Source organism: Curtobacterium sp. MCJR17_020 (assembly GCF_003234365.2).
In the GTDB taxonomy this organism is placed as follows: domain Bacteria; phylum Actinomycetota; class Actinomycetes; order Actinomycetales; family Microbacteriaceae; genus Curtobacterium.
On record NZ_CP126260.1, the window covers coordinates 3,650,440 to 3,670,477 of the forward strand.

The window sequence follows — 20,038 nt, forward strand, 5'->3', positions numbered from 1 at the left end:
GCCGGCCCTGGATGGGCTCGCGACCGTTGATGCGCGGTGTGTGTCTTTACTTTACTTGGTGACGAGGGGCCCGTCGCCGGGCACCCCCGCCTGTGGAGAGACGCTCGAGCGTCACTCCCCCGCGTTCTTCGCGATGATCTCCTCGGCGACCTTGGCCGGGACCTGGCTGTAGGTCTCGAAGGTCATCGAGTAGACCGCACGACCAGAGGTCTTCGACCGCAGGTCGCCGACGTAGCCGAACATCTCGGACAGCGGCACGCTCGCGCGGACCACCTTGACGCCCGAGGCGTCCTCCATCGAGGCGATCTGGCCACGACGGGAGTTCAGGTCACCGATGACGTCGCCCATGTACTCCTCAGGAGTACGGACCTCGACGGCCATGATCGGCTCGAGGATCGCGGGACCGGCCTTGCGGGCCGCTTCCTTGTAGGCGATGGAACCGGCGATCTTGAACGCCATCTCGGACGAGTCGACGTCGTGCGCCGCGCCGTCCTTGAGGATGGCCTTCACGCCGACGGTCGGGTAACCCGCGAGGATGCCGACCTGCATGGCGTCCTGGATACCGGCATCGACCGACGGGATGTACTCGCGCGGGACACGGCCACCGGAGGTCGCGTTGACGAACTCGTAGACCTTCTCGCTCGTGACCTCCATCGGCTCGAGGGCGATCTGCACCTTCGCGAACTGGCCGGAACCACCGGTCTGCTTCTTGTGGGTGTAGTCGTACCGCTCGACGATCTTCGTGAGGGTCTCGCGGTAGGCCACCTGGGGCTTGCCGACGCTCGCCTCGACGTGGAACTCGCGCTTCATGCGGTCGACGAGGATGTCGAGGTGGAGCTCGCCCATGCCCTTGATCGTCGTCTGACCGGTCTCGGCGTTGAGCTCGACGCGGAACGTCGGGTCCTCTTCGGCGAGCTTCTGGATGGCCGTGGAGAGCTTCTCCTGGTCGGCCTTGGTGTTCGGCTCGATCGCGACCTCGATGACCGGCTCCGGGAACGTCATCGACTCGAGGACGACCTGGTTGGTCGGGTCGCACAGGGTGTCACCGGTGGTGGTGTCCTTGAGGCCGATGACCGCGTAGATGTGGCCAGCGGTCACGTTGGCGACCGGGTTCTCCTTGTTGGAGTGCATCTGGAAGATCTTCCCGATGCGCTCCTTCTTGCCCTTGGTCGAGTTGATGACCTGTGCGCCGGACTCGATCGAGCCGGAGTACACGCGGACGTAGGTGAGGCGACCGAAGAAGGGGTGCACCGCGACCTTGAACGCGAGAGCCGAGAACGGCTCCGACGCGTCGGGCTTGCGGATGATCTCCTTCTCCTCGTCCTTGACGTCGTGGCCGATCATCGGCGGCACGTCGAGCGGGGACGGGAGGTAGTCGATGACGGCGTCGAGCATCGGCTGGACACCGCGGTTCTTGAACGCGGAACCGCACAGCACCGGGTAGAGCGTGCTGCTCACGGTGAGGGCGCGGATCGCGGCCTTGATCTCGTCGACCGAGAAGTCGGTGTCGCCCTCGAGGTAACGCTCCATGAGGACGTCGTCCGCCTCGGCCACGCGCTCGATGAGCTTCTCGCGGTACTCGGCGGCGCGGTCCTGCAGGTCGGCCGGGATCTCTTCGATCTCGTACTTCGCACCCATCGCGACGTCACCCTTGGCGTCGCCGCGCCAGGTGAGTGCACGCATCTGGACGAGGTCGACGACGCCTTCGAACGAGCTCTCCGAACCGATCGGCAGCTGGAGCACGAGGGGCTCCGCACCGAGGCGGTTGATGATCGTGTCGACGGTGTAGTAGAAGTCCGCGCCGAGCTTGTCCATCTTGTTGACGAAGCAGATGCGCGGGACGTTGTACTTGTCGGCCTGACGCCACACGGTCTCGGACTGGGGCTCGACGCCCTCCTTGCCGTCGAAGACGGCGACCGCACCGTCGAGGACGCGGAGCGAACGCTCCACCTCGACCGTGAAGTCCACGTGACCGGGGGTGTCGATGATGTTGATCTGGTTGTTGTCCCAGAAGCAGGTCGTCGCGGCCGACGTGATCGTGATGCCGCGCTCCTGCTCCTGCGCCATCCAGTCCATCGTGGCAGCGCCGTCGTGGACCTCACCGATCTTGTGCGTGATGCCCGTGTAGAACAGGATGCGCTCGGTCGTCGTGGTCTTGCCGGCATCGATGTGCGCCATGATGCCGATGTTGCGGACCTTGTTCAGGTCGGTGAGCACGTCCTGTGCCACAGGGTTCCTCCGGAAGAGTTGTAGGAGAGGTTGGCGGCCGTCCGGGCGCCGGGGTTCTTGACCACCGGTGCCCGGACGGTGCCGGGACTACCAGCGGTAGTGGGCGAAGGCCTTGTTCGACTCGGCCATCTTGTGCGTGTCCTCGCGACGCTTGACCGCGGCACCGAGACCGTTCGACGCGTCGAGGATCTCGTTCATGAGACGCTCGGTCATCGTCTTCTCGCGACGGGCCTTGGCGTACGAGGTCAGCCAGCGGAGCGCGAGGGTGTTCGCGCGGTGCGGCTTGACCTCGACCGGGACCTGGTAGGTCGAGCCACCGACGCGGCGGCTGCGGACCTCGAGGGTCGGACGGACGTTGTCGAGCGCCTTCTTGAGCGTGACGACAGCATCCTGCTGGTTCTTGGCAGTGACGCCCTCGAGTGCACCGTAGACGATGCGCTCGGCGAGGCCCTTCTTGCCGTCGAGCAGGATCTTGTTGACGAGCTGGCTGACGATCGGCGCACCGTAGACCGGGTCGGCGACGACGGGACGCTTGGGGGCGGGACCCTTACGAGGCATCTAACTCAACCCTTCTTCGCGCCGTAGCGGCTACGAGCCTGCTTACGGTTCTTCACGGCCTGGGTGTCCAGGGCGCCACGGATGATCTTGTACCGCACACCGGGGAGGTCCTTCACACGACCGCCACGGACGAGCACCATCGAGTGCTCCTGGAGGTTGTGGCCCTCACCGGGGATGTACGCCGTGACCTCGGTGCCGTTCGAGAGCTTCACACGAGCGACCTTGCGCAGTGCGGAGTTCGGCTTCTTCGGGGTGGTGGTGTAGACGCGGGTGCACACACCACGCTGCTGGGGGTTCGCCTTCAGGGCGGGCGCCTTGGTCTTGGTGACCTTCGGCGTACGACCCTTGCGAACCAGCTGCTGAATAGTAGGCAACTGTTCTCCTGGTTCTTCGCTCGTGCTCTCTGGCCGGCGCGATCCGCCGGCTTCCTCGTCCCACGCTGATGACCGCCTGACGGCGGAGGAACCTGCGGGGGGACGGAGTGGTCCGACTGGGCGATCTCGCTCGCCGGACTTTTCGGGCGCGCCCGAGGGCGCACACCCAGAAGAGACTACCCGCGTAACGGGACGAAATCAATCCGGGCCGGCACCACGCCGGACACCGTCATGAGCCGGTGTCCGAGGACCCATTGCCGACCGCCGACCGGAACGTCGCGCCCGAGCTCGAGAACCCCGTGATGTACCCGCTCGCGTTGACGTTGAGCGGCCCTGCCGTGGCCGTCCCGGTGCCGCCCGCGCCGGCGATGTCCGCCGTGAAGGTGGCCCGGCCGAACGTGGTGGTGGAGACGAGCCATCCGTTCGTGGTCCAGCTGCCGACGGCGACGGTCGGCCGCGACTCGAGCGTCCACTTCTCGTTCGTGTACGTGTACGCGGGGTTCTCGCCGTACGCGTAGAAGCTGCACCCGGCCGGCGCGGCGTCGTTCGAGGCGATGCAGCCGTCCACCCAGGCGTCCACGGCCCGCTTCGCTGCCTGGTCCCCCGCGTTCGTGAGCGTCGCGGTCATCTGCACGGGCGTCGAGGCGCTGCCACCGAACCCGCCCACGACGGCGCTGCCACCAGTCGCCTTCGTCCACTTGCCGCCGTCGTATGTGACCGCGTAGGTGCCGGGGAGGGCGCGGAGACCGACCGTGCCGTCCTTCGGGGTCTTCGTCGACGTGCCCGCGACCTGCACCGAGGCACCGGACGGACCCCGGACGCTGACGTCGACGCTGCCGAGCTCCGGCGCCTGCAGCTCCCACACCGGGAACACGCCCCAGTCGGTGCCGGTCTTGTCGAGCGTGAAGGTCGCCGCGACGTCCCGCCCGGCCTGGCGCAGGTAGGCGCGGACGGTGGCGGTGTCGCCGTCCGTGCGCGTCGCAGCCACCCGGTAGCCGGTGACCTTCGCGGTCGCCTTCGCGTACGCGGCGTCGGTCAGGAGCACGTCGGCCTTCGTCCGGTCGATGCCCGCTGCGTCGAGGGCGTCGGTGACCTTCCCCGCGGTCAGGTCGTCGAGGAACGCCCGCACGGGGCGGTCGGCCGAGTGGGTGGCCGAGCCGACCGAGAACCCGACGACACCGGCGACGAGCAACAGCACGACCGCGGTGCTGCCGGCGATGATCCCGACCAGCTGGCCACGGCGGAGCTTCCGGCGCGGAGCGCGCGGCGCGGGCGTGGTGAACCCGGCGCCTGCCGGCCCCTCGTGCGTCCCGCGGATCGACGCCACCGACGGCACGGCTCCCCAACCGTCCTGCTGGTCCGGATCCGGCGTGTTCTCGTCGCTCATCGTTCCCCCGTTGCGTATGCGTCCTGCCCGGGCAGACTACCGCCCGACGGTGTCGTCACCCGCGACGGTCGGCTCCTGCCGCTGCCCCGCCGTGGGTGTCGAGCCCGTCGTCCGGGCCTGGTGCCGGGCCATGGAGATCCCGCCGATCACCGACAGGAGCGCCACCACGACGGACCCGACGACGAACGGTCCGAGCGCGTAGCCGGCCGGGAAGACGAGGAGTTCGGTCAGGTCGCGACGGATCGCCGCGTACCCGACGGCACCGACGCCGAGCATCACCAGGTAGGCGGTCGCGGCGGCGACCAGGCCGGTGACACCGGGGTTGCCCTCTCGCGCGCCGACCACTGTCGCGAGGAACACCACCACTGCGGCGCCGATCACCATGGCCGGGCCGAGGTACGGGGTCGCGTCCGGCTGCGCGATCGCCTCGACGTCGGCGAGGAGCGCTTCGAACCCCGCGACGGCGACGACGAGCGCGATGAAGAGGACGGACGTCATCGTCGCGATCAACCACCGGGACATGAGGTGATCGTATCGCCGCCGGGACGGTCAGCGGGTGGCTTCGGTCCGCTCCGCGTGGTCGGCGTGGTCCACCTGCTGCTGCGCTGCGGCGACGAGGGCGAGAGCGATCGTCGCGGTGATGATCGGGACGGTCTCGGTCATCGGAGCGGCCTGCGTCGTGCTGGCGGCCGGTGCGGCCTGGAGGCCCGGGGCTGCGTCCGCCTCGGAGGGCTCCTCCGGCTCGTGGTCACGCAGGGCCGGGCCGATGATCGGCAGGACGCCGGTGGTGGACGCCGGCTCGGCGTGCAGGACGGTCGCCTCGGAGGCCGCCGGCTCGCCGCGCTTCGCCGCGCGACGGGCGCGTCCCATCTTCACCAGGACGACCACGGCCACGATCGCCCAGATGCCGTTGACGATGGTGGACGGCACCGCGTGGTGCGCCGCCACGTTGACGGCGACGGCCAGCCCACCGACGAGGTTGAAGAGCTGGTACACCGGCCCGTTCGGGAGCTTCCCCGTGGAGAAGAGAATGTAACCTGCCAACACAGTTACGGCGCCGAACCAACCAAAGAATTCCACGATTCCGACCAACACGCGCGACTCCGGGCACGACGGGAACGGCCGGTTCGAGCCGACCGTTCGAGAGGGGATGAGCAGCCGCGATCACGGCGTCGTGAGCATCGTACGCACAGCGACGGGTGTCGCGGAAGAGGGGTCGGCGTGGCGCGTCACACCCCAGTGGGAGGGGGTCGGATCAGCCCTTCGCCGAGGCGCTCGCCTCGGTCGTCAGGACGTAGACGTACCCGCCGAAGGTCCACGTCGTCGAAGCGGCTGCGGCCTGGTCAGTGGAGTCCTGCGTGGCCGACGACGAGACGGTGTTGACGAGGAAGAGACGGGCTCCGTCCTGGAGTCCACCGACGAACGCGAGGGCCTGGTCGAAGGACCCGTCGACCGACACGGAGACCGGGATGGCAGAGAAGTTCTCGCCTGAGATCGCCGGGTCGGTCAGCGGCGTGGTGGTCGCGGCGGTGGGTTCGGCCGTCGCCGGGGCCGTCGCGTCTGCCGTCGCCTCGTCGGTCGGGGCTACCTCAGCGTCCGTGGCGGTACCAGCCGACACGGGTGCGGTGTAGGCGACCGCGTCCGACGTCGTGATCGCGGAGACCTTGACGCCGGAGCTGGCGGCGACCCCGTCGACCGCTCCGTAGAAGGACGACATGTTCGCTCCCGACGGCACCGAGGCCGTGAGCTTCGCGAGCTCGGCCTTGAGCGCCGGCAGGGACTTTGCGCGGTCCTTGAGCCGGGCCAACTCCGCCGCCGTCGTGCGGTTCGTCGCGTCCACCGAGGTCTGCTCGACCCGGTCGTTCGCGGCCTGGGCGAGTTGCGGCTGCACACCGAGGAAGAACCCGGCGAGCGCGACGACGACCATCGCCACCACGGCGACCAGCATGTTGAGTCGGTTGCGCGTCATCTCACTCGCCCTTGTCCTGGTACTTGCCGTCGTAGGCGGCATCGTCGACGTGGATCGTCATGTTCACCGTGTAGGTGCCGGTCGTCTCGTCGAGGGTGACCGAGTTCGCGGTCGCGTCGACGAAGCCGGTCAACCCCTTCACGGCATCGAGCCACTCCGGCACCGACGGCAGGGTCGGGCTCTGGGCGTCGATCGTCAGGGTCGCGACGCGCTGCCCTTGCAGGGGAGTGTCCGCCTGGGCGTACGCCTCGAGCGGGGTCGCCGAGTCGATGGCCACGCCGGTGATCGCGACGCCGGCGGGCAGCGAGGACTTCAGCGACGTCAGGTAGGGCTGCCATGCGATCTCGGTGGAACCGCCGACGGACTGCGCGGCCTCGCGCAGCACCGTCCCGGTCTCGGTGTCGCGGACGTCCTTGAACTGGGACTGCTGTCGCAGCAGGGAGAGCGTCTGGTTCTGGGCATCGGTGAGGTCGTCGTGCGCCTGCGTGCCGAGGAGATCGGCGCCGCCGATCGCGATGCCGACGAGGACGGCGACCAGGACGACACCGGCCCACATGCGGCGGACCACCCTGCGCGCTCGGCGATCGGCGAGTACCTCGGTGGGCAGCAGGTCCACACTGGGACGTCTGCCGATCACGATCTCGTTCGCGTTGCCCCGACTTTGCCGCCTGACACGCTCGGCACTGTCCACCGCCACCCGGGCGGCGGCGCTGTCCGCGTTGCCGCGTCGACGAGCAACCGTGGGCAGCATCGACTTGGTCGTCTGGCTCATGCTGCCTTCCCTCCGGCCGCGAGTCCCCAGGCGACCGCGATCGACGTGCCGTGCGCGTGCAGGTCCTCAGTCCGGACCGACTTCGCGACGGCCGCGTTGGCGAAGGGAGCACCGAACCGGACCGGCGTCCGGGTGAACTCCGACAACGCGACCGCGAATCCGGGAAGGGCCGCTCCCGCACCGCTGAGCAGGATCTCGGCGACGGGCTCCTCCGGGTGGGTGTTCGCGAAGTAGTTGATCGTGTTCCGCAGACTTGCGAGCATCTCGCCCACCGTCTCGCGGACTGCAGCGACGGCGAGCGCGTCGTCTCCCGTCTTCGCGGTGAGCGGGTCCATGCCGAGGTGTCGTTTCACGGCCTCGGCAGCGTTCTCGTTGATGGACATCCGTCCAGCGAGCATCCGCGTGACGTCATCGCCACCCGTCGGGATGATGCGGACGAACTTCGGAACCCCGTCGGTGACGACCACCACGGTCGTCGTGTTGCCACCGCACTCGACGATGGCCACCGTTCCCCGCCTGCTCGTCGGAGCGAGCACCCGCGCCAACGCGAACGGGATGAGGTCCACGCCGACCGGGTTGAGGCCGGCGTTCTGGACGGCGCGCACGTTCGCGAGTACCGCGTCCTTCACGGCGGCGATGAGCAGGCCGGTGACGGTGGGGCCGTTCTCCCCAAAACCCTCACCCGTCGGGTAGAAGTCGAGGATGGCGTCGCCGACCGGGACCGGGAGCATGTCCTGCACCTGGAACGGCAGGGACTCGCGGATCTGTGCGATCGGTGCACGTGGCACCGTCAGGTCGCGCGACAGCACACGCTGGTTGCCCATACCGAGCACGACGTCCTTCGACCGGAAGCGTCCGATCGACCAGAGCTGGCGGAGCGCACCGGCGACGGTGTTGGGCTCGACCACCTCCCCCTGACGCGTGGCGCCCTCGGGGACCGGGACCTCGGCGAACCGCACGATGGTCGGCTTCGGCCGATCGGCGTCCTGCACCTCGACGGCGCGGATCGCTGCGGCGCCGATGTCGACGCCGACGATGCTCTTCGGCATTGCTGGTCCTTCCGTGACCGTCTTCGGGTCGGTCTGATGGTGCGGTGCGGCGTCGTGGTTCCGACGTCAGGCGAGCCCGAGCACACCCAGGTAGAGGTCCCAGACCGGCGCTCCGACGGCGATGCCGAGCCAGGCACCCGCGAGCATCCAGGGGCCGAACGGGATCCCGCTCCGGCGGCCCGCCCGGCGTACGACCAGGAGGACGATTGCGAAGGTACCGCCGAGCAGGAACGCCCCGAAAGAACCCACTGCGAGGGGTCCCCATCCGAGGTACGCGAGCACGAGGCCGAGGACGCCAGCGAGCTTGACGTCTCCGAGTCCCATCCCGCCGGGCACTGCGAGCGCAAGCGCCAGGTAGACGGACCCGAGGACGACGAGACCGATGAGGCCCCGGAGCGCAGCAGCCCAGTCACCGGAGACCGCCGACGCAGCGAGCAGGAGCAGCGGCAGCACGATGTAGGCCGGCAGCACGATGCGGTTCGGCAGCGTGTGCGTGTCGAGGTCGATGAGGGTGAGCGAGACGCTGATCGCCATCAAGTACAGGAACGCGGCGAGCAACAACGCGCCGCGGACGAGTCCCCGGGTGCCGTCGAGGCCGGCCAACGGCGACCACGGAGCGAGCATCGAGAACATCGCCACCACGACGAACAGGAGGCCCGTGGCGGCCTCGACGAGCGGGTAGCGGGCCGAGATGGGCGCGCTGCAGTCGCGGCACCGGGCGCGCAGGAGGAGCCAGGAGACGACCGGGACGTTGTCCCGACGGCGGATCTCGTGCCCGCAGCCCGGGCACGAGCTCGCGGGTGCGACGACGGACATCCCCGCGGGCACCCGGTACACGACGACGTTGAGGAACGAGCCGATCGCCAGTCCGAGCAGCCCGACGAGAACGGTGACGAACGGTGCGACGGACGACAGAACGGTCATGGTCACTTGCCCGTCGGGGTGCCGTCGGCGCGGTAGGCCGTGGCGGACTCGGTCTCCGTGGTCACGCCGTAGGTGGTCGAGACGGGCTGCAGGAACTTCGGCGGGGCGGACGTCTTCAGCCGTCGGTCGTAGGAGTACACCTTCGCGTAGCCCGTGGACCAGCTGCTGCCGCCCGAGTACGAGGTGCGCACCGATCCTCGGAACTGCTGCGCGATCGAACCGTAGATCGTGAGGGTGCCCAGGTTCGCCCCGAACGCGCCGTTCTGGACGTTGAAGGTCCCCAGGTTGCTCGCGATCGCGGCGTCGACCTCGATGTTCGTGGTGGCCGCGAGGTTCGCGGACGATCCGTTCGACGTGGAGCAAGCACTGCTGGTTCCCGAGGAGCACGAGATGGGGTTGTAGATCGAGACGGCCTTCTGGCCGACGATGCCGAGCATGTCGTCCGAGCTCCGGCCGTTCTGGTAGACGATGCTGCCGGTGACGTACACGAAGTTCTCGGCCGCGAGGGTCATCTGCCCGCCGAACGACCCGGACACGAAGACGTCGCCGTTCCGGCACCCGTAGTACCCGGAGTCACCGAGGCTCCCGGTGAACTCGTTGTTCTTCGGGTACCCGAGTCCGTTGCCGTAGTCGGAGGTCGTCGTCGCGTTGCTCCCGCTCCCGCTCTTGACGTTCTGCTGGCAGTAGACCGGTGACCCCGAGGTCACGGTTCCGTTCACCGTCCCGCTCGGCGTGGTGTTGGCGGCCCAGTAGTTCGGATCGCCGCTGACGCTCGGAACCGTCTGCACGTAGACGAGGTTGGACGGCAGGGTCGGGATCACCGCACCCGAACCACCGAGTGCCGACACGGATCCGCACAGCGCGTCATTGGTGCTGCCACCGGTGATCGTGCCGTTCGTCGCCCCGGTCAGCTGGGTCTTCTTCGTCCACGGCGAGACGACCCGCATCTTGCCCCCGGCCAGGAAGGTGATCGAGGTCGGTCCGGTGTAGACGCACCCGGGCTTCGCGACCTTGTCCGGGATGTCAGTCCGGGCCTCTTGCTTCATGTTCGCGTTCGTGCTCGGCATCGGCAGCGTGCCGGCGGTCGTGATCGGGCCGCCGTTGAACTTCGTCGAGGTCCTGCAGGCCGAGCTGATCGCAGTTTCCTTGCTGGTGTAGAAGAAGCCGGCGGCGCCCGTGTCCTGCACGGTCGAGTTGAAGGTCGCACCGCAGGCGGTGATCACGTCGTTCGTCCGGACCGGACCGTCGAGTGTGTCTCCGGAGGCGAACTGAACGGCGTTGCAGCTGGTGGTCTGGTTCCAGTTGCTGTCGTTGCGGTGCGCTGACGTGCACCGCGCCGATCCGCCCGTGACGGTCTCGCCCGTGAGGCTCGGGTCCTGCGACTCGTAGTTGGTGAAGTAGAGGTAGTTGACGAACCCGTCGCCGCGGAGGTCGACGACGAGCGTGCGGGTCGCGGTGTCCGCCTTGCCGGTGACCCGCAGCCGCACCTTGCCGGTGTTCGCGTAGTCGGAGTTGTCGACCTCGTACCGGAAGAACTGGTCGGTGCTGCCGACGACCGGGGCCCAGGTCCCGCCCAGTGCGGTCCCGAATGCCTTGTTGGTGCTGTCGAGGGAGTAGGTACTCGTACTCGAGAACGCGGTGCGGACGCCGTAGTTGACGTAGGAGTTGTCCGCAGCGAGGCGACCCTGGTAGTCGGAGAGGCCTGCGTACGCCGCGGCCATGGCCTTGTTGTAGTCGTCGTCGTTCGCCGCCTTCGTCGCACCGCTCGTCGCGGTGGCGACGACGAGCGACAGCACGATCATGAGTACCGCGCCGAGGCCGATGACCGCCGCCAGAGCGACACCGCGTTCGTCGTCGCGTTCGCGCAGGGCGCGGAGAGCGCGGAGGGTACGGATGAGCATCATGACTCCGTCGCTGCGCCGTAGTCGAGGTTGCGCAGGTTGATGGTGGCTTGGAACGTGGTGTCGTTCGCCGTCGTGCCCGATGCGGATGCCACCTTGAGTGTGACGTCGACGGACCGGATCGAGTCGAGGGTGGCGGACGTCGGGCTGATCGTGTCCCCCGACGCGTTGACGTAGCCGAACAGGGCGCTGTTGGCGCCGCTCGTCCGGACGACGTCGGCCAGGACGACGGTCTTCGTCGTGCCGGTGAACGTGCAGTACCCGCCCGCAGGACAGTCTCCACGCTGCAGCTGCATGCGGAGCTTGGTGCCCTGCACGTCGATGGTGACCTTGGTGAGTCCGGCGCGAGACGTCGAGAGATCGACGCCGGAGTAGAACTGCATGCTCGTCGCCGAGGCGCTCTCGAACGCCGCTCGGTTCGTCGTCTTCGTGACCTGCCACCGCGATGCTTCGCGCAGGTAGCGACTCACCTGCGTCATCGAGGTCGTTCCTTGGCGAGTGCTCTCGTTCACCGAGGAGACGGTCCGCTGCGCCTTGAGCATCGACACGAAGAAGCTGCCGACCAGGGTGAGGAGCAGCGACGTGATGAGCATCGCAACGAGGAGTTCGACGAGGGTGATCCCGCGTTGGTCGCGGTGGAGACGGCGGAGCAGCGCGCGCATCAGCTGGCCGGCCGCGGGTCGACCATGACGGCGCCACCGGTGACGACCCCGTTGGTGACCATGGCGGCGTTCTCCGTCTTGAGCGTCAGGGCGTTGGTCGTGGAACCGGCCGACGACCCCGAGTAGAGCCTCCACGTGCCCCACGGCAGCGCAATCGTCGCGGTGTCCGCCTTCAGCACGGGGAACTGCAGGGTCATGCCCACGGCGCAGCCCGGGTCACCGTTCACTGGCGTTGTGGTCTTCGCGGTCAGGTACTGGCCAGCGGTGAGCTTGGAGAGTTTGACCGCGCCCATCTGCACTGAGACGGTCGACGTGTTGTTCGCAGGTTCGGACGGCGTTCCGACCTTGCCCTTCGCATTGGGGGTCGTCCAGGATCCCGGCTCGGGGGCGAGGCATGTCGTCGAGGACGCGGAGCCCGACGCATCCACGACGTAGGTGCCGGCAACCGCCCGGTAGCCGACCCCGAAGGGGAACAATGATGCGGACCCAGCCGTGTTCGTCAGTTGTGTCGTCCCCGAGGCCGGGTTGATGAGCGTGGTCGGCATGTTCGTGGGGAGGACCGCACCGACCGATGGTGTGGTCGTGTACCCGAAGGTGTACTTCGCCGCCGCGTCGAAGCTGAACGCAGCCGCTCCGGATGCGCCAGCAGCGACGGTGACCGTCTGCGATGACGGGCTGGACTGCTGGTTCGTGTCGACGTACCCGGTCCGGGCGACCTTCACCGTGTAGGTGCCGGGTGCGACACCGGAGACGTAGGTGCACCCTTCGGCGTCCGTCGCGGGGACGGTGACGCCGTCCGGACCGGTGATCGTCGGGACGATTCCCGAGACCCCGAGGCCGTTCGCGTTCGTGACGCCGATCAGGATCGAGCCCGTGGTGTCCGAGTTGATGTTCGTGAGCGGGGCGATCGCGCTGGACATCGTCACCTGCTGCGAACCGGACGACGACGCGCTCGTCTTCCAACTGACCGTGACGGTGACGGCCTTGTACGACAGGGAGCCGTCACCGGTTCCGCATGCGGTCGCGCTGCCGGAGGAACGCGTCCAGGAGACCTCCCGCGTCAACGCGAACGTCTGGTTGCCGACCGTCGGGGTCGCGGTGCCGCTCTTGATGTCGAAGATGCTGGGAAGGTCGCGGAGGCTGTCGATGTCCTCCATCGCGACCGTCGACGCGACCTCGCGAGCGCGAGTGTCCTTCGAGAGGACGAGCGACGCAGTGATGCCGGCGGCGATGCCGGCGGCGATCACGGCGAAGATCGTCATCGCGACCATCACCTCGATGATGGTGAAGCCGTCCTCGTCCTCACGGGCGGAACGCAGTCGCTCGGCGATGCGCGAGATCATGGCGTTCCTTTCCTCGTGTCGGTTGCCGAGACGCCCAGAAGGGCTGCGATCCGGAGACCACAGCCCATCCGGGACTGGTTACGAGGAGGCCTTCGTGAAGACGCCTGCGCTGCACGTACCCTCAGCAACGCCCGACGCGTCGGTGGCGCCGAAGGTCTTCCCGGTGGAAGTGCTCTTCCCCTGGATGCAGAACGCGCTCTTGTCGTTGGTCACCGTGTAGGTCAGGGTCGTGTCAACGCCAGAGGTGCTCCCCGCGGCCTTGTAGTCGCCCGACGTGAGTTGATCCGCGGTCAGAGATGCCGGGAGGGTGCTCGTCGCTCCGTTCGTCATCACGGTGACGACCGCGGTCTTCGCGTTGGAGATGTCGGACTTCACAGCCGAGTTCTTCGCGTTGTTCTGCACGCTGATGTAGACCGGGATGGCGATCGCGGCGAGGATGCCGATGATGATCACGACGACCAGGAGCTCGATGAGGGTGAAGCCCTTCTCGTCGTCCTTCAGGAGACCCTTGCGGCGAGCGTCGAGCTTGCCCATGAGAGCGAAGTACATGTTTGTTTCCATTCTGCGGGGAATGAGGAGGAATTGTTTCGGGGCTTGCTCGGCCGCCGCACATCAGCGTATTCGGGGGGCAATCCACCGGGGAATCCCGAGAACGGGGGGCACCCGGGGTGCGAAACACCCCCAGTGCGGGGGATGCGGCAATTGCGCACCGCCCCCGCATGGGGGTGGAATGACTAGGAAGCGTTCTGGACGACGTTGGTGATCTGGAAGATCGGCATGTACAGCGCGATGATCATGCCGCCTACGACGACCCCGAGGAACGCGATCAGGAGCGGCTCGATCAGCGACGTCAGGGCATCGGTGGTCGCCTCGACCTCGGCGTCGTAGAACACCGCGATCTTCTCGAGCATGATCTCGAGCGATCCGGCGTCTTCACCGACGGCGACCATCTGCGTCACCATTGCCGGGAAGACTGCTTCCTTGGACAAGGGTTCAGCAATTGATTCGCCTTTTCGCACGGCTTCTGCGACATTGTCGAGCGCGCGTTTCACGACGAAGTTGTTCGAGACCTCGCCAACAATGCGCAATGCCTGCAGGATGGGCACGCCGGCGCCGATCATGTTCGAGAAGTTCCGGGAGAACCGTGCGATGACGATCTTCTTCTGCAGCGGACCGAACACCGGCAGCCTCAGGGTGATGGGGTCGACGAAGGCGCGGACCCGATCGGTGTTCTTGTTCGCACGCCACCAGAACCAGAAGACCGCAATGGCGATGGCGAGCGGGATCGCGATGTACCGCATGGCGTGGGACAGGTAGACGAGCATCATCGTCGGCAGGGGGAGCTTGCCGCCGAGCGACGAGAACATGTCCTGGAAGATCGGCACGATGAAGATGAGCATGATCGCGACGGCGAGCAACGACATCACGAGGACGACCACGGGGTAGGTCATCGCCGACTTGATCGTCGTCCGGAGCTTGTGCTCCTTCTCGAAGTTGGTGGCGATGGAGTCCATGGCCTGGTCGAGGAACCCACCGGTCTCCCCCGCACGGATCATGTTGATCATGATCGGCGGGAAGTCGACCGGGTACTTCGCCACGGCCTCGGAGAAGGAGACACCGCGTTCGACGTCGTCGCGGACCTTGCCGAGGATGTCCTTGAGCTTCTTGTTCTCGGTCTGGTCGGCGAGGATCGACAGCGCGCGCAGCAGCGAGAGTCCCGAGGTGAGCATCGTCGAGGCCTGGCGCGACATGATCGCGAGGTCCTTGAGACCGACGCCCTTCTCGAAGCCCGGGATCTTGATCTCGGTCTGCAGGCCGGTGCCGGCCTTGGACTCCGTGATCGCGATCGGCGAGACGCCCATGCCCCGGAGCCGCTGGACGACCGCTCCTTCGGACGAAGCGTCGAGACGGCCCTTGACGAGCTTGCCGGCACCGTCGCGCCCGCGGTAGTCGAATGCGAGGGACATCAGTAGCCTCCGGAGAACTTGTCGCCGAAGTCGATCCCGCTGGCGGCGATCGCGGCTGCCGAGGAGTCGGACGGGGACTCGACGCGCTGCACCAGCCGGTCGAAGCCCTCTTCGTCGTGCACCTTCTCCATCGCGGCCTTGCGCGAGATCGTGCCGACGTTGACCAGTTCGGCGAGGTCCTGGTCCATGGTGTGCATGCCGAGGTCACGACCGGCCTGCATGGCCGAGGTGATCTGGTAGGTCTTGCCCTCGCGGATCAGGTTGCCGATGGCGGGGGTGATCGTCATGATCTCGGTGGCGACGACCCGGCCGACGCCGTTGGCCTTCGGCACCAGGGTCTGGCAGACGACGCCCTGCAGGGTCGCCGCGAGCTGCGTGCGGATCTGGCCCTGCTGGTGTGGAGGGAAGACGTCGATGACGCGGTCGATCGTGCCGGGGGCGCTCTGCGTGTGCAGGGTGGCGAACACCAGGTGACCGGTCTCGGCCGCGGTGAGCGCGACCGAGATGGTCTCGAGGTCGCGGAGCTCCCCGATCAGGATGACGTCGGGGTCCTGACGCAGCACGTGCTTCAGTGCTGCGGCGAAGGAGTGCGTGTCGGCACCGACCTCGCGCTGGTTGATGATCGCCTTCTTGTGCTCGTGCATGAACTCGATCGGGTCCTCGACCGTCACGATGTGGTCGGCACGGCTCTCGTTCACCAGGTCGATCAGGGCGGCGAGGGTCGTGGACTTGCCGGAGCCGGTCGGACCGGTGACCAGGACGAGTCCGCGGGGCAGGCCGGCGAAGTCGCCGACGTGCTCGGGGATGCCGAGCTGCTTGAGCGTCTTGATCTTGGTGGGGATGATGCGGAAGGCCGCGCCCCAGTTGCCGCGCTGCTGGTAGAAGTTCACGCGGAAGCGGTACTCCGGCGACAGCGAGTACGCGAAGTCGAGTTCCTGCTCCTGGTCGAACTGGCCGGCCTGTTCGACCGACAGCATCGTCTTGAGTGCGGCGATGACCTTGCCGCGCGACCACGCGCCTCCGGGGACTGCGGGACGGAGCGAGCCGTCGACGCGGACGGTGGGCGGGGCGTCGGCGGTGACGTGCAGGTCGGATGCGCCCTGGTACACGACCTGGGCGAGTGCGGTGATCAGGTCGGGGTCGGCGACCTCGCGCGCGTGGCGCGAGAACTCGATGTCGCCACCGATCGTGGCGGTCTTCGCCGGGGCCGCTGGCGCCGTGGGGAGCTGCTGCGTCGGCGCCTCGGCGTAGCCGTAGGTCGCAGTCGACGACGGCACCCCGGCGGGCGGCGTCGCCGGAGCGGCGAGCGGCTGCGCGACGGGGACGGCGACGGGCGATCCGGACGGTGCCGGCCATCCGGCGGTGTCGTCCCCGAGGTCGTACACCTGCTCCGGAGGGGCCGACGCTGCGGCGGCGGCCAGACGTGCTGCACGGCGGGAGCCCACTTCGGTGCCGGGGTTGCCCGGGTGCCAGCCGGCGACGGGCTCGTCGCCGGGGTGCGTGATGTCGTACACGGAGTCGGTCATGTGCTGCGCTCTCTCGTGACTACGCGACCACGCGCAGGATCTCGTCGACGCTCGTGAGACCGAGCTTGACCTTCTCGAAACCGTCTTGGCGGAGCGTCAGCATCCCCTGCGCCTGGGCGACGCGGCTGATCTCGGCGCTCGAGGCGCGCGAGACGGCGAGGCGTTCGATCTCCTCGGTGACGGTCATGACCTCGTGCAGGGCGATGCGGCCGCGGTACCCGGTGTTCGAGCAGACCGCGCAGCCGATGGGGGCGAAGAACGCCGGGACCTCGTCGCCGGGGCGCAGGAACCCGAGGGTGCGGAGCTGTTCGGCCTCGTACACGGCGGGTGCCTTGCACCGGTCGCACAGCCGTCGCGCCAGACGCTGGGCCACGACGGAGTCCAGGGCGGAGCCGACCAGGAAGGGCTCGATGTCCATCTCGGTCAGGCGGGTGACGGCCGAGGGGGCGTCGTTCGTGTGCAGGGTGGAGAGCACGAGGTGTCCGGTGAGGGATGCCTCGATCGCGATCTGGGCGGTCTCGTGGTCGCGGATCTCACCGAGCAGGACGACGTCGGGGTCGGATCGCAGGATCGAGCGCAGCGCCGAGGCGAAGGTCAGCCCGGCCTTCGGGTTGACCTGCACCTGGTTGATGCCGGCCATCCGGTACTCGACCGGGTCCTCGACCGTGATGACGTTGATCTCGGGCTTCGCGACCGCGTTCAGGGTCGTGTACAGCGTCGTGGACTTGCCCGAGCCGGTGGGCCCGGTGACGAGGATCATGCCGTACGGCTTCGAGTACGACCGCTGGTAGGCCTGGAAGTTCTGCTCGAGGAGGTTGAGGTCCTTGAGGGTCAGCGACGTGTTCGTGTTGTCGAGGATCCGCATGACGACCTTCTCGCCCCACACGGTGGGCAGTGTCGCCACACGGAGGTCGATCTGGCGGCCACCGTGGCGGACCGACATGCGGCCGTCCTGCGGCTTGCGACGCTCGGCGATGTCGATGTCGCTCATGATCTTCAGACGGCTGATGACGCCGTTCTGGATGTTCTTCGGCGCCGGGGCCATCTCGTGCAGCACACCGTCGATGCGGTAGCGGATCCGGACCTCGTGCTCGCCGGGCTCGATGTGGATGTCCGAGGCGTGGTCCTGGATCGCCTGCGACACGAGCAGGTTCACGAAGCGGACGATCGGGACGTCGTCGAGGGCACCGTCGGCCAGGTCCACCTGGGCCGAGGAGCTGACCGAGGCTTCTTCTTCGAGCGAGGAGGTCAGGTCGTTGAGCTCGTCGTCGGCACGCAGGTAGCGGTCGAGCGCGGTGAGCAGGTCGCGCTCGTCGACCTGGAGCGGCTTGATCGGCCGGCCGGACGCAGCGCGGGCGTCGTCGATCGCCAGCACGTTCGTCGGGTTGACCATCGCGAGGATGAGCAGCTCGCCCTCGAACCCGACGCCGAGGACGCCGTGGCGCCGGCAGAGCGCAGCGGGGAGGATCGAGACCGCGGTGCCGTCGACCGGGTAGTCGGTCAACGGGACGGTGCGGGAGTTGTTCGACGCCGCGCGGGCGGTGATGAACTGCGCCTCGCTCACGACGCCCTGGTCGACCAGTCCGCGGATCGCGCGCTCGTCGAGGTCCTCGTCGCCCGTCATCGAGTCGAGGTGCTCGATCGGCAGGGCGCCGTTCAGGATGAGGATCTCGGACAGGGTCGCCATGCGTCCTGTGCCTCCTTGGACTCGCGCGCGGCGAGACGTGGTCGGGTTGCGCACCACCAGGGATGTGGCGCTCGACCACGCTACTTCTGCGTCAGTCGTCGGCCGCAGTCCCAGAAGGAGGGGGCGGAGGGGGGCCGGATGCACCCAGAACTGGGGTCCAGGACCCCCGACGCGACGGTCAGAGCGACGTCGACGCGGTGACGTGGACCTCGCCGGCGACGAACCCGAGTCGCTCGTAGATGCGCCCGGCTCCGCTCGGGTTCTCAGCGTCGACGTGCAGCACCGCCGCGGACAACCCGTCGGCGCGGATCGCCTGCAGCGTGGCGTCGAGGACGATCGGGGCGAGCCCCGTCCCCCGAGCTGCACGCACGACGCCGACCCAGTGCACGTACCCGTACGAACGGCCCCGGGCAGCGAACCCGTCGGGCTCCACCTCGACGATCGTGAACGCCACGACCGAACCGTCGGCACCGACGACGACCCGCGACAGGTCCAGCCGGCTCTTGTCCGAGGTGAGGAACCCCCGCCAGTCCGACGCGACCATCGGCTGGGAACCCCAGTGGTCGCGGAAGGCGTCGTTCTTGGCCGTCCGGAGCGGCTCGATGTCGTCCGCGGTGACGGGCCGCAGGACGAACCCGTCCGCCAGCACGGGCACCCCGTCGGTGTCCGGACCGCGGTCGTCGAACACGACCTGCATGTCGAGCCAGGTGCGCACCGGCGCGAAGCCGTGGTGCGCCGCCAGCCGGAGCGCCGAGGACCCCCGGCGCCCACCGACGTCGAGCGTCGCCGGCAGGTCGACGTCGAGCGTCGCCAGGCGCTGCCGTGCCCGGCCGACCTGCCAAGCGAGCAGCCGCCGTCCGATCCCCTGCCCGCGCAGGTCGGGGTGGACCGCCCCGTCGAGCACGGCGCGCGCAGCGGTGACGCGGGAGGGGACGTCGATGACGATGCCGTAGGCCTGCACATGCCCTCCAGCATCGACGCCCACCACGGTGTCCCTGGTGACGTCCAGCCCATCGGTGGACAACGACCGTTCGAGGTCAGCTGTGGAGGGACGAGCGTGCGGGTCGTCGACCGCGGCTGACGCGACCGCGACGGCGTGCATCGCCCCGACGTCGTCGAGCCCGCCGGCCCGGAACGTCAAGCCGCCGATCGGCGTGGGGAACGAGAGGTGTGCCGGGGCCGTGATCCGTTCGCGCAGGGTCGCCATCCCTCCAGCCTGCCAGTTCCGTCGCGCAGCGAGACGCCGCGGAAAGCCCCTCGACGAGCAGGCCCGACCGGGACCATGATGAGTCATGGACATCACGAGCGTGACCGTGGGGCTGCCCGTCACCGACATCGAGGCGTCCTGCCTCTGGTACGGCGCCGTCTTCGAGCGCACCGAACCGGACCTCGAACCCGAGGACGGTGTCGCCGAGTACGAGGTCGGCGGGATCTGGATCCAGCTCTACGAAGACGACTCCGCCGAGGAGAACCCGGTGAGCGTCCGGTTCGGCGTCGACGACGTCGGCGCGCAGCACGCCCGGATCGGTGCACTCGGCATCGACATCGGCCCGGTCGAGTGCGTCGACGGCGCCGTGAACTGGTTCGACGTCCGCGACCCCGACGGCAACGTCCTCAGCCTGTTCTCGCTCGTGGACGAGACGGGTCGCGGATCGGGACGCGACAACGGCGCGGACCGCGCGCTCTAGAC

The 20,038-nt window shown here is 68.2% G+C and carries 19 protein-coding genes; 1 reads left to right on the forward strand and 18 read right to left on the reverse strand.

Features of this window, described 5'->3' with window-relative positions:
• Positions 1 to 111: 111 nt before the first annotated feature.
• From fusA to DEJ14_RS17525, 18 genes are all read right to left on the reverse strand, one after another.
• A complete protein-coding gene (gene fusA / locus DEJ14_RS17440; protein WP_111083473.1) occupies positions 112 to 2,229 on the reverse strand; it encodes an elongation factor G in 2,118 nt (705 codons plus the stop codon).
• 87 nt (positions 2,230 to 2,316) lie between these two features.
• Complete coding sequence (gene rpsG, locus DEJ14_RS17445) at positions 2,317 to 2,787, reverse strand: 30S ribosomal protein S7 (RefSeq protein WP_055950927.1); 471 nt, start codon at positions 2,785 to 2,787, stop codon at positions 2,317 to 2,319.
• A 5-nt stretch (positions 2,788 to 2,792) separates the two neighbouring features.
• The gene (gene rpsL, locus DEJ14_RS17450; RefSeq protein WP_017885540.1) at positions 2,793 to 3,161 is read right to left on the reverse strand and encodes a 30S ribosomal protein S12; all 369 of its coding nucleotides are present in this window, start codon (positions 3,159 to 3,161) and stop codon (positions 2,793 to 2,795) included.
• A gap of 229 nt (positions 3,162 to 3,390) precedes the next feature.
• A complete protein-coding gene (locus tag DEJ14_RS17455; RefSeq protein ID WP_111083474.1) occupies positions 3,391 to 4,548 on the reverse strand; it encodes a hypothetical protein in 1,158 nt (385 codons plus the stop codon).
• Between the two features lie 36 nt (positions 4,549 to 4,584).
• On the reverse strand, positions 4,585 to 5,070 hold the full coding sequence (locus tag DEJ14_RS17460; RefSeq protein ID WP_111083475.1) for a DUF6121 family protein: 486 nt from the start codon (positions 5,068 to 5,070) through the stop codon (positions 4,585 to 4,587).
• A 27-nt stretch (positions 5,071 to 5,097) separates the two neighbouring features.
• Positions 5,098 to 5,643, reverse strand: coding sequence for a CBU_0592 family membrane protein (locus DEJ14_RS17465; RefSeq protein WP_502868778.1), 546 nt, complete (start codon positions 5,641 to 5,643; stop codon positions 5,098 to 5,100).
• A gap of 160 nt (positions 5,644 to 5,803) precedes the next feature.
• Complete coding sequence (locus DEJ14_RS17470) at positions 5,804 to 6,517, reverse strand: hypothetical protein (RefSeq protein ID WP_111083477.1); 714 nt, start codon at positions 6,515 to 6,517, stop codon at positions 5,804 to 5,806.
• A 1-nt stretch (position 6,518) separates the two neighbouring features.
• On the reverse strand, positions 6,519 to 7,289 hold the full coding sequence (locus tag DEJ14_RS17475) for a hypothetical protein (RefSeq protein ID WP_146249644.1): 771 nt from the start codon (positions 7,287 to 7,289) through the stop codon (positions 6,519 to 6,521).
• The gene (gene pilM / locus DEJ14_RS17480) at positions 7,286 to 8,338 is read right to left on the reverse strand and encodes a type IV pilus assembly protein PilM (protein WP_111083479.1); all 1,053 of its coding nucleotides are present in this window, start codon (positions 8,336 to 8,338) and stop codon (positions 7,286 to 7,288) included. The genes DEJ14_RS17475 and pilM overlap by 4 nt, the downstream gene beginning before the upstream one ends.
• Positions 8,339 to 8,404: 66 nt before the next feature.
• Positions 8,405 to 9,262 (reverse strand): prepilin peptidase, encoded by an 858-nt coding sequence (locus tag DEJ14_RS17485; protein WP_181437356.1) that lies wholly within the window; start codon positions 9,260 to 9,262, stop codon positions 8,405 to 8,407.
• A gap of 2 nt (positions 9,263 to 9,264) precedes the next feature.
• A complete protein-coding gene (locus tag DEJ14_RS17490) occupies positions 9,265 to 11,163 on the reverse strand; it encodes a pilus assembly PilX family protein (RefSeq protein WP_111083481.1) in 1,899 nt (632 codons plus the stop codon).
• Positions 11,163 to 11,825 carry a PulJ/GspJ family protein gene (locus tag DEJ14_RS17495; RefSeq protein ID WP_111083482.1) on the reverse strand — a complete coding sequence of 221 codons (663 nt, stop codon included), beginning with the start codon at positions 11,823 to 11,825 and terminating at the stop codon, positions 11,163 to 11,165. Before DEJ14_RS17495 ends, DEJ14_RS17490 begins: the two co-directional genes overlap by 1 nt.
• Entirely contained in the window at positions 11,825 to 13,168 is a 1,344-nt protein-coding gene (locus DEJ14_RS17500; RefSeq protein WP_111083483.1) for a prepilin-type N-terminal cleavage/methylation domain-containing protein, read from the reverse strand. Before DEJ14_RS17500 ends, DEJ14_RS17495 begins: the two co-directional genes overlap by 1 nt.
• A 78-nt stretch (positions 13,169 to 13,246) precedes the next feature.
• A complete protein-coding gene (locus DEJ14_RS17505) occupies positions 13,247 to 13,717 on the reverse strand; it encodes a type II secretion system protein (protein ID WP_284179806.1) in 471 nt (156 codons plus the stop codon).
• A 185-nt stretch (positions 13,718 to 13,902) separates the two neighbouring features.
• Positions 13,903 to 15,135: a type II secretion system F family protein gene (locus DEJ14_RS17510; protein WP_111083484.1), complete on the reverse strand. Its 1,233-nt coding sequence runs from the start codon at positions 15,133 to 15,135 to the stop codon at positions 13,903 to 13,905.
• Entirely contained in the window at positions 15,135 to 16,661 is a 1,527-nt protein-coding gene (locus DEJ14_RS17515) for a type IV pilus twitching motility protein PilT (RefSeq protein WP_111083485.1), read from the reverse strand. Before DEJ14_RS17515 ends, DEJ14_RS17510 begins: the two co-directional genes overlap by 1 nt.
• Before the next feature lie 19 nt (positions 16,662 to 16,680).
• Entirely contained in the window at positions 16,681 to 18,348 is a 1,668-nt protein-coding gene (locus tag DEJ14_RS17520; RefSeq protein WP_111083486.1) for a GspE/PulE family protein, read from the reverse strand.
• Between the two features lie 178 nt (positions 18,349 to 18,526).
• The gene (locus DEJ14_RS17525) at positions 18,527 to 19,555 is read right to left on the reverse strand and encodes a GNAT family N-acetyltransferase (RefSeq protein WP_181437357.1); all 1,029 of its coding nucleotides are present in this window, start codon (positions 19,553 to 19,555) and stop codon (positions 18,527 to 18,529) included.
• An 85-nt stretch (positions 19,556 to 19,640) separates the two neighbouring features.
• On the opposite strand from DEJ14_RS17525, the gene DEJ14_RS17530 reads away from it, so the two are divergent.
• Positions 19,641 to 20,036, forward strand: coding sequence for a VOC family protein (locus DEJ14_RS17530; RefSeq protein WP_111083488.1), 396 nt, complete (start codon positions 19,641 to 19,643; stop codon positions 20,034 to 20,036).
• Positions 20,037 to 20,038: the final 2 nt, after the last annotated feature.

Bases quoted from the DNA above. Each gene is read 5' to 3' on its own strand.
- rpsG (WP_055950927.1), bottom strand. From the start codon at position 2,787: ATGCCTCGTAAGGGTCCCGCCCCCAAGCGTCCCGTCGTCGCCGACCCG.
- DEJ14_RS17455 (WP_111083474.1), bottom strand. From the start codon at position 4,548: ATGAGCGACGAGAACACGCCGGATCCGGACCAGCAGGACGGTTGGGGA.
- DEJ14_RS17460 (WP_111083475.1), bottom strand. From the start codon at position 5,070: ATGTCCCGGTGGTTGATCGCGACGATGACGTCCGTCCTCTTCATCGCG.
- DEJ14_RS17470 (WP_111083477.1), bottom strand. From the start codon at position 6,517: ATGACGCGCAACCGACTCAACATGCTGGTCGCCGTGGTGGCGATGGTC.
- DEJ14_RS17475 (WP_146249644.1), bottom strand. From the start codon at position 7,289: ATGAGCCAGACGACCAAGTCGATGCTGCCCACGGTTGCTCGTCGACGC.
- pilM (WP_111083479.1), bottom strand. From the start codon at position 8,338: ATGCCGAAGAGCATCGTCGGCGTCGACATCGGCGCCGCAGCGATCCGC.
- DEJ14_RS17485 (WP_181437356.1), bottom strand. From the start codon at position 9,262: ATGACCGTTCTGTCGTCCGTCGCACCGTTCGTCACCGTTCTCGTCGGG.
- DEJ14_RS17490 (WP_111083481.1), bottom strand. From the start codon at position 11,163: ATGCTCATCCGTACCCTCCGCGCTCTCCGCGCCCTGCGCGAACGCGAC.
- DEJ14_RS17495 (WP_111083482.1), bottom strand. From the start codon at position 11,825: ATGCGCGCGCTGCTCCGCCGTCTCCACCGCGACCAACGCGGGATCACC.
- DEJ14_RS17500 (WP_111083483.1), bottom strand. From the start codon at position 13,168: ATGATCTCGCGCATCGCCGAGCGACTGCGTTCCGCCCGTGAGGACGAG.
- DEJ14_RS17505 (WP_284179806.1), bottom strand. From the start codon at position 13,717: ATGTACTTCGCTCTCATGGGCAAGCTCGACGCTCGCCGCAAGGGTCTC.
- DEJ14_RS17510 (WP_111083484.1), bottom strand. From the start codon at position 15,135: ATGTCCCTCGCATTCGACTACCGCGGGCGCGACGGTGCCGGCAAGCTC.
- DEJ14_RS17515 (WP_111083485.1), bottom strand. From the start codon at position 16,661: ATGACCGACTCCGTGTACGACATCACGCACCCCGGCGACGAGCCCGTC.
- DEJ14_RS17520 (WP_111083486.1), bottom strand. From the start codon at position 18,348: ATGGCGACCCTGTCCGAGATCCTCATCCTGAACGGCGCCCTGCCGATC.
- DEJ14_RS17525 (WP_181437357.1), bottom strand. From the start codon at position 19,555: ATGGCGACCCTGCGCGAACGGATCACGGCCCCGGCACACCTCTCGTTC.
- DEJ14_RS17530 (WP_111083488.1), top strand. From the start codon at position 19,641: ATGGACATCACGAGCGTGACCGTGGGGCTGCCCGTCACCGACATCGAG.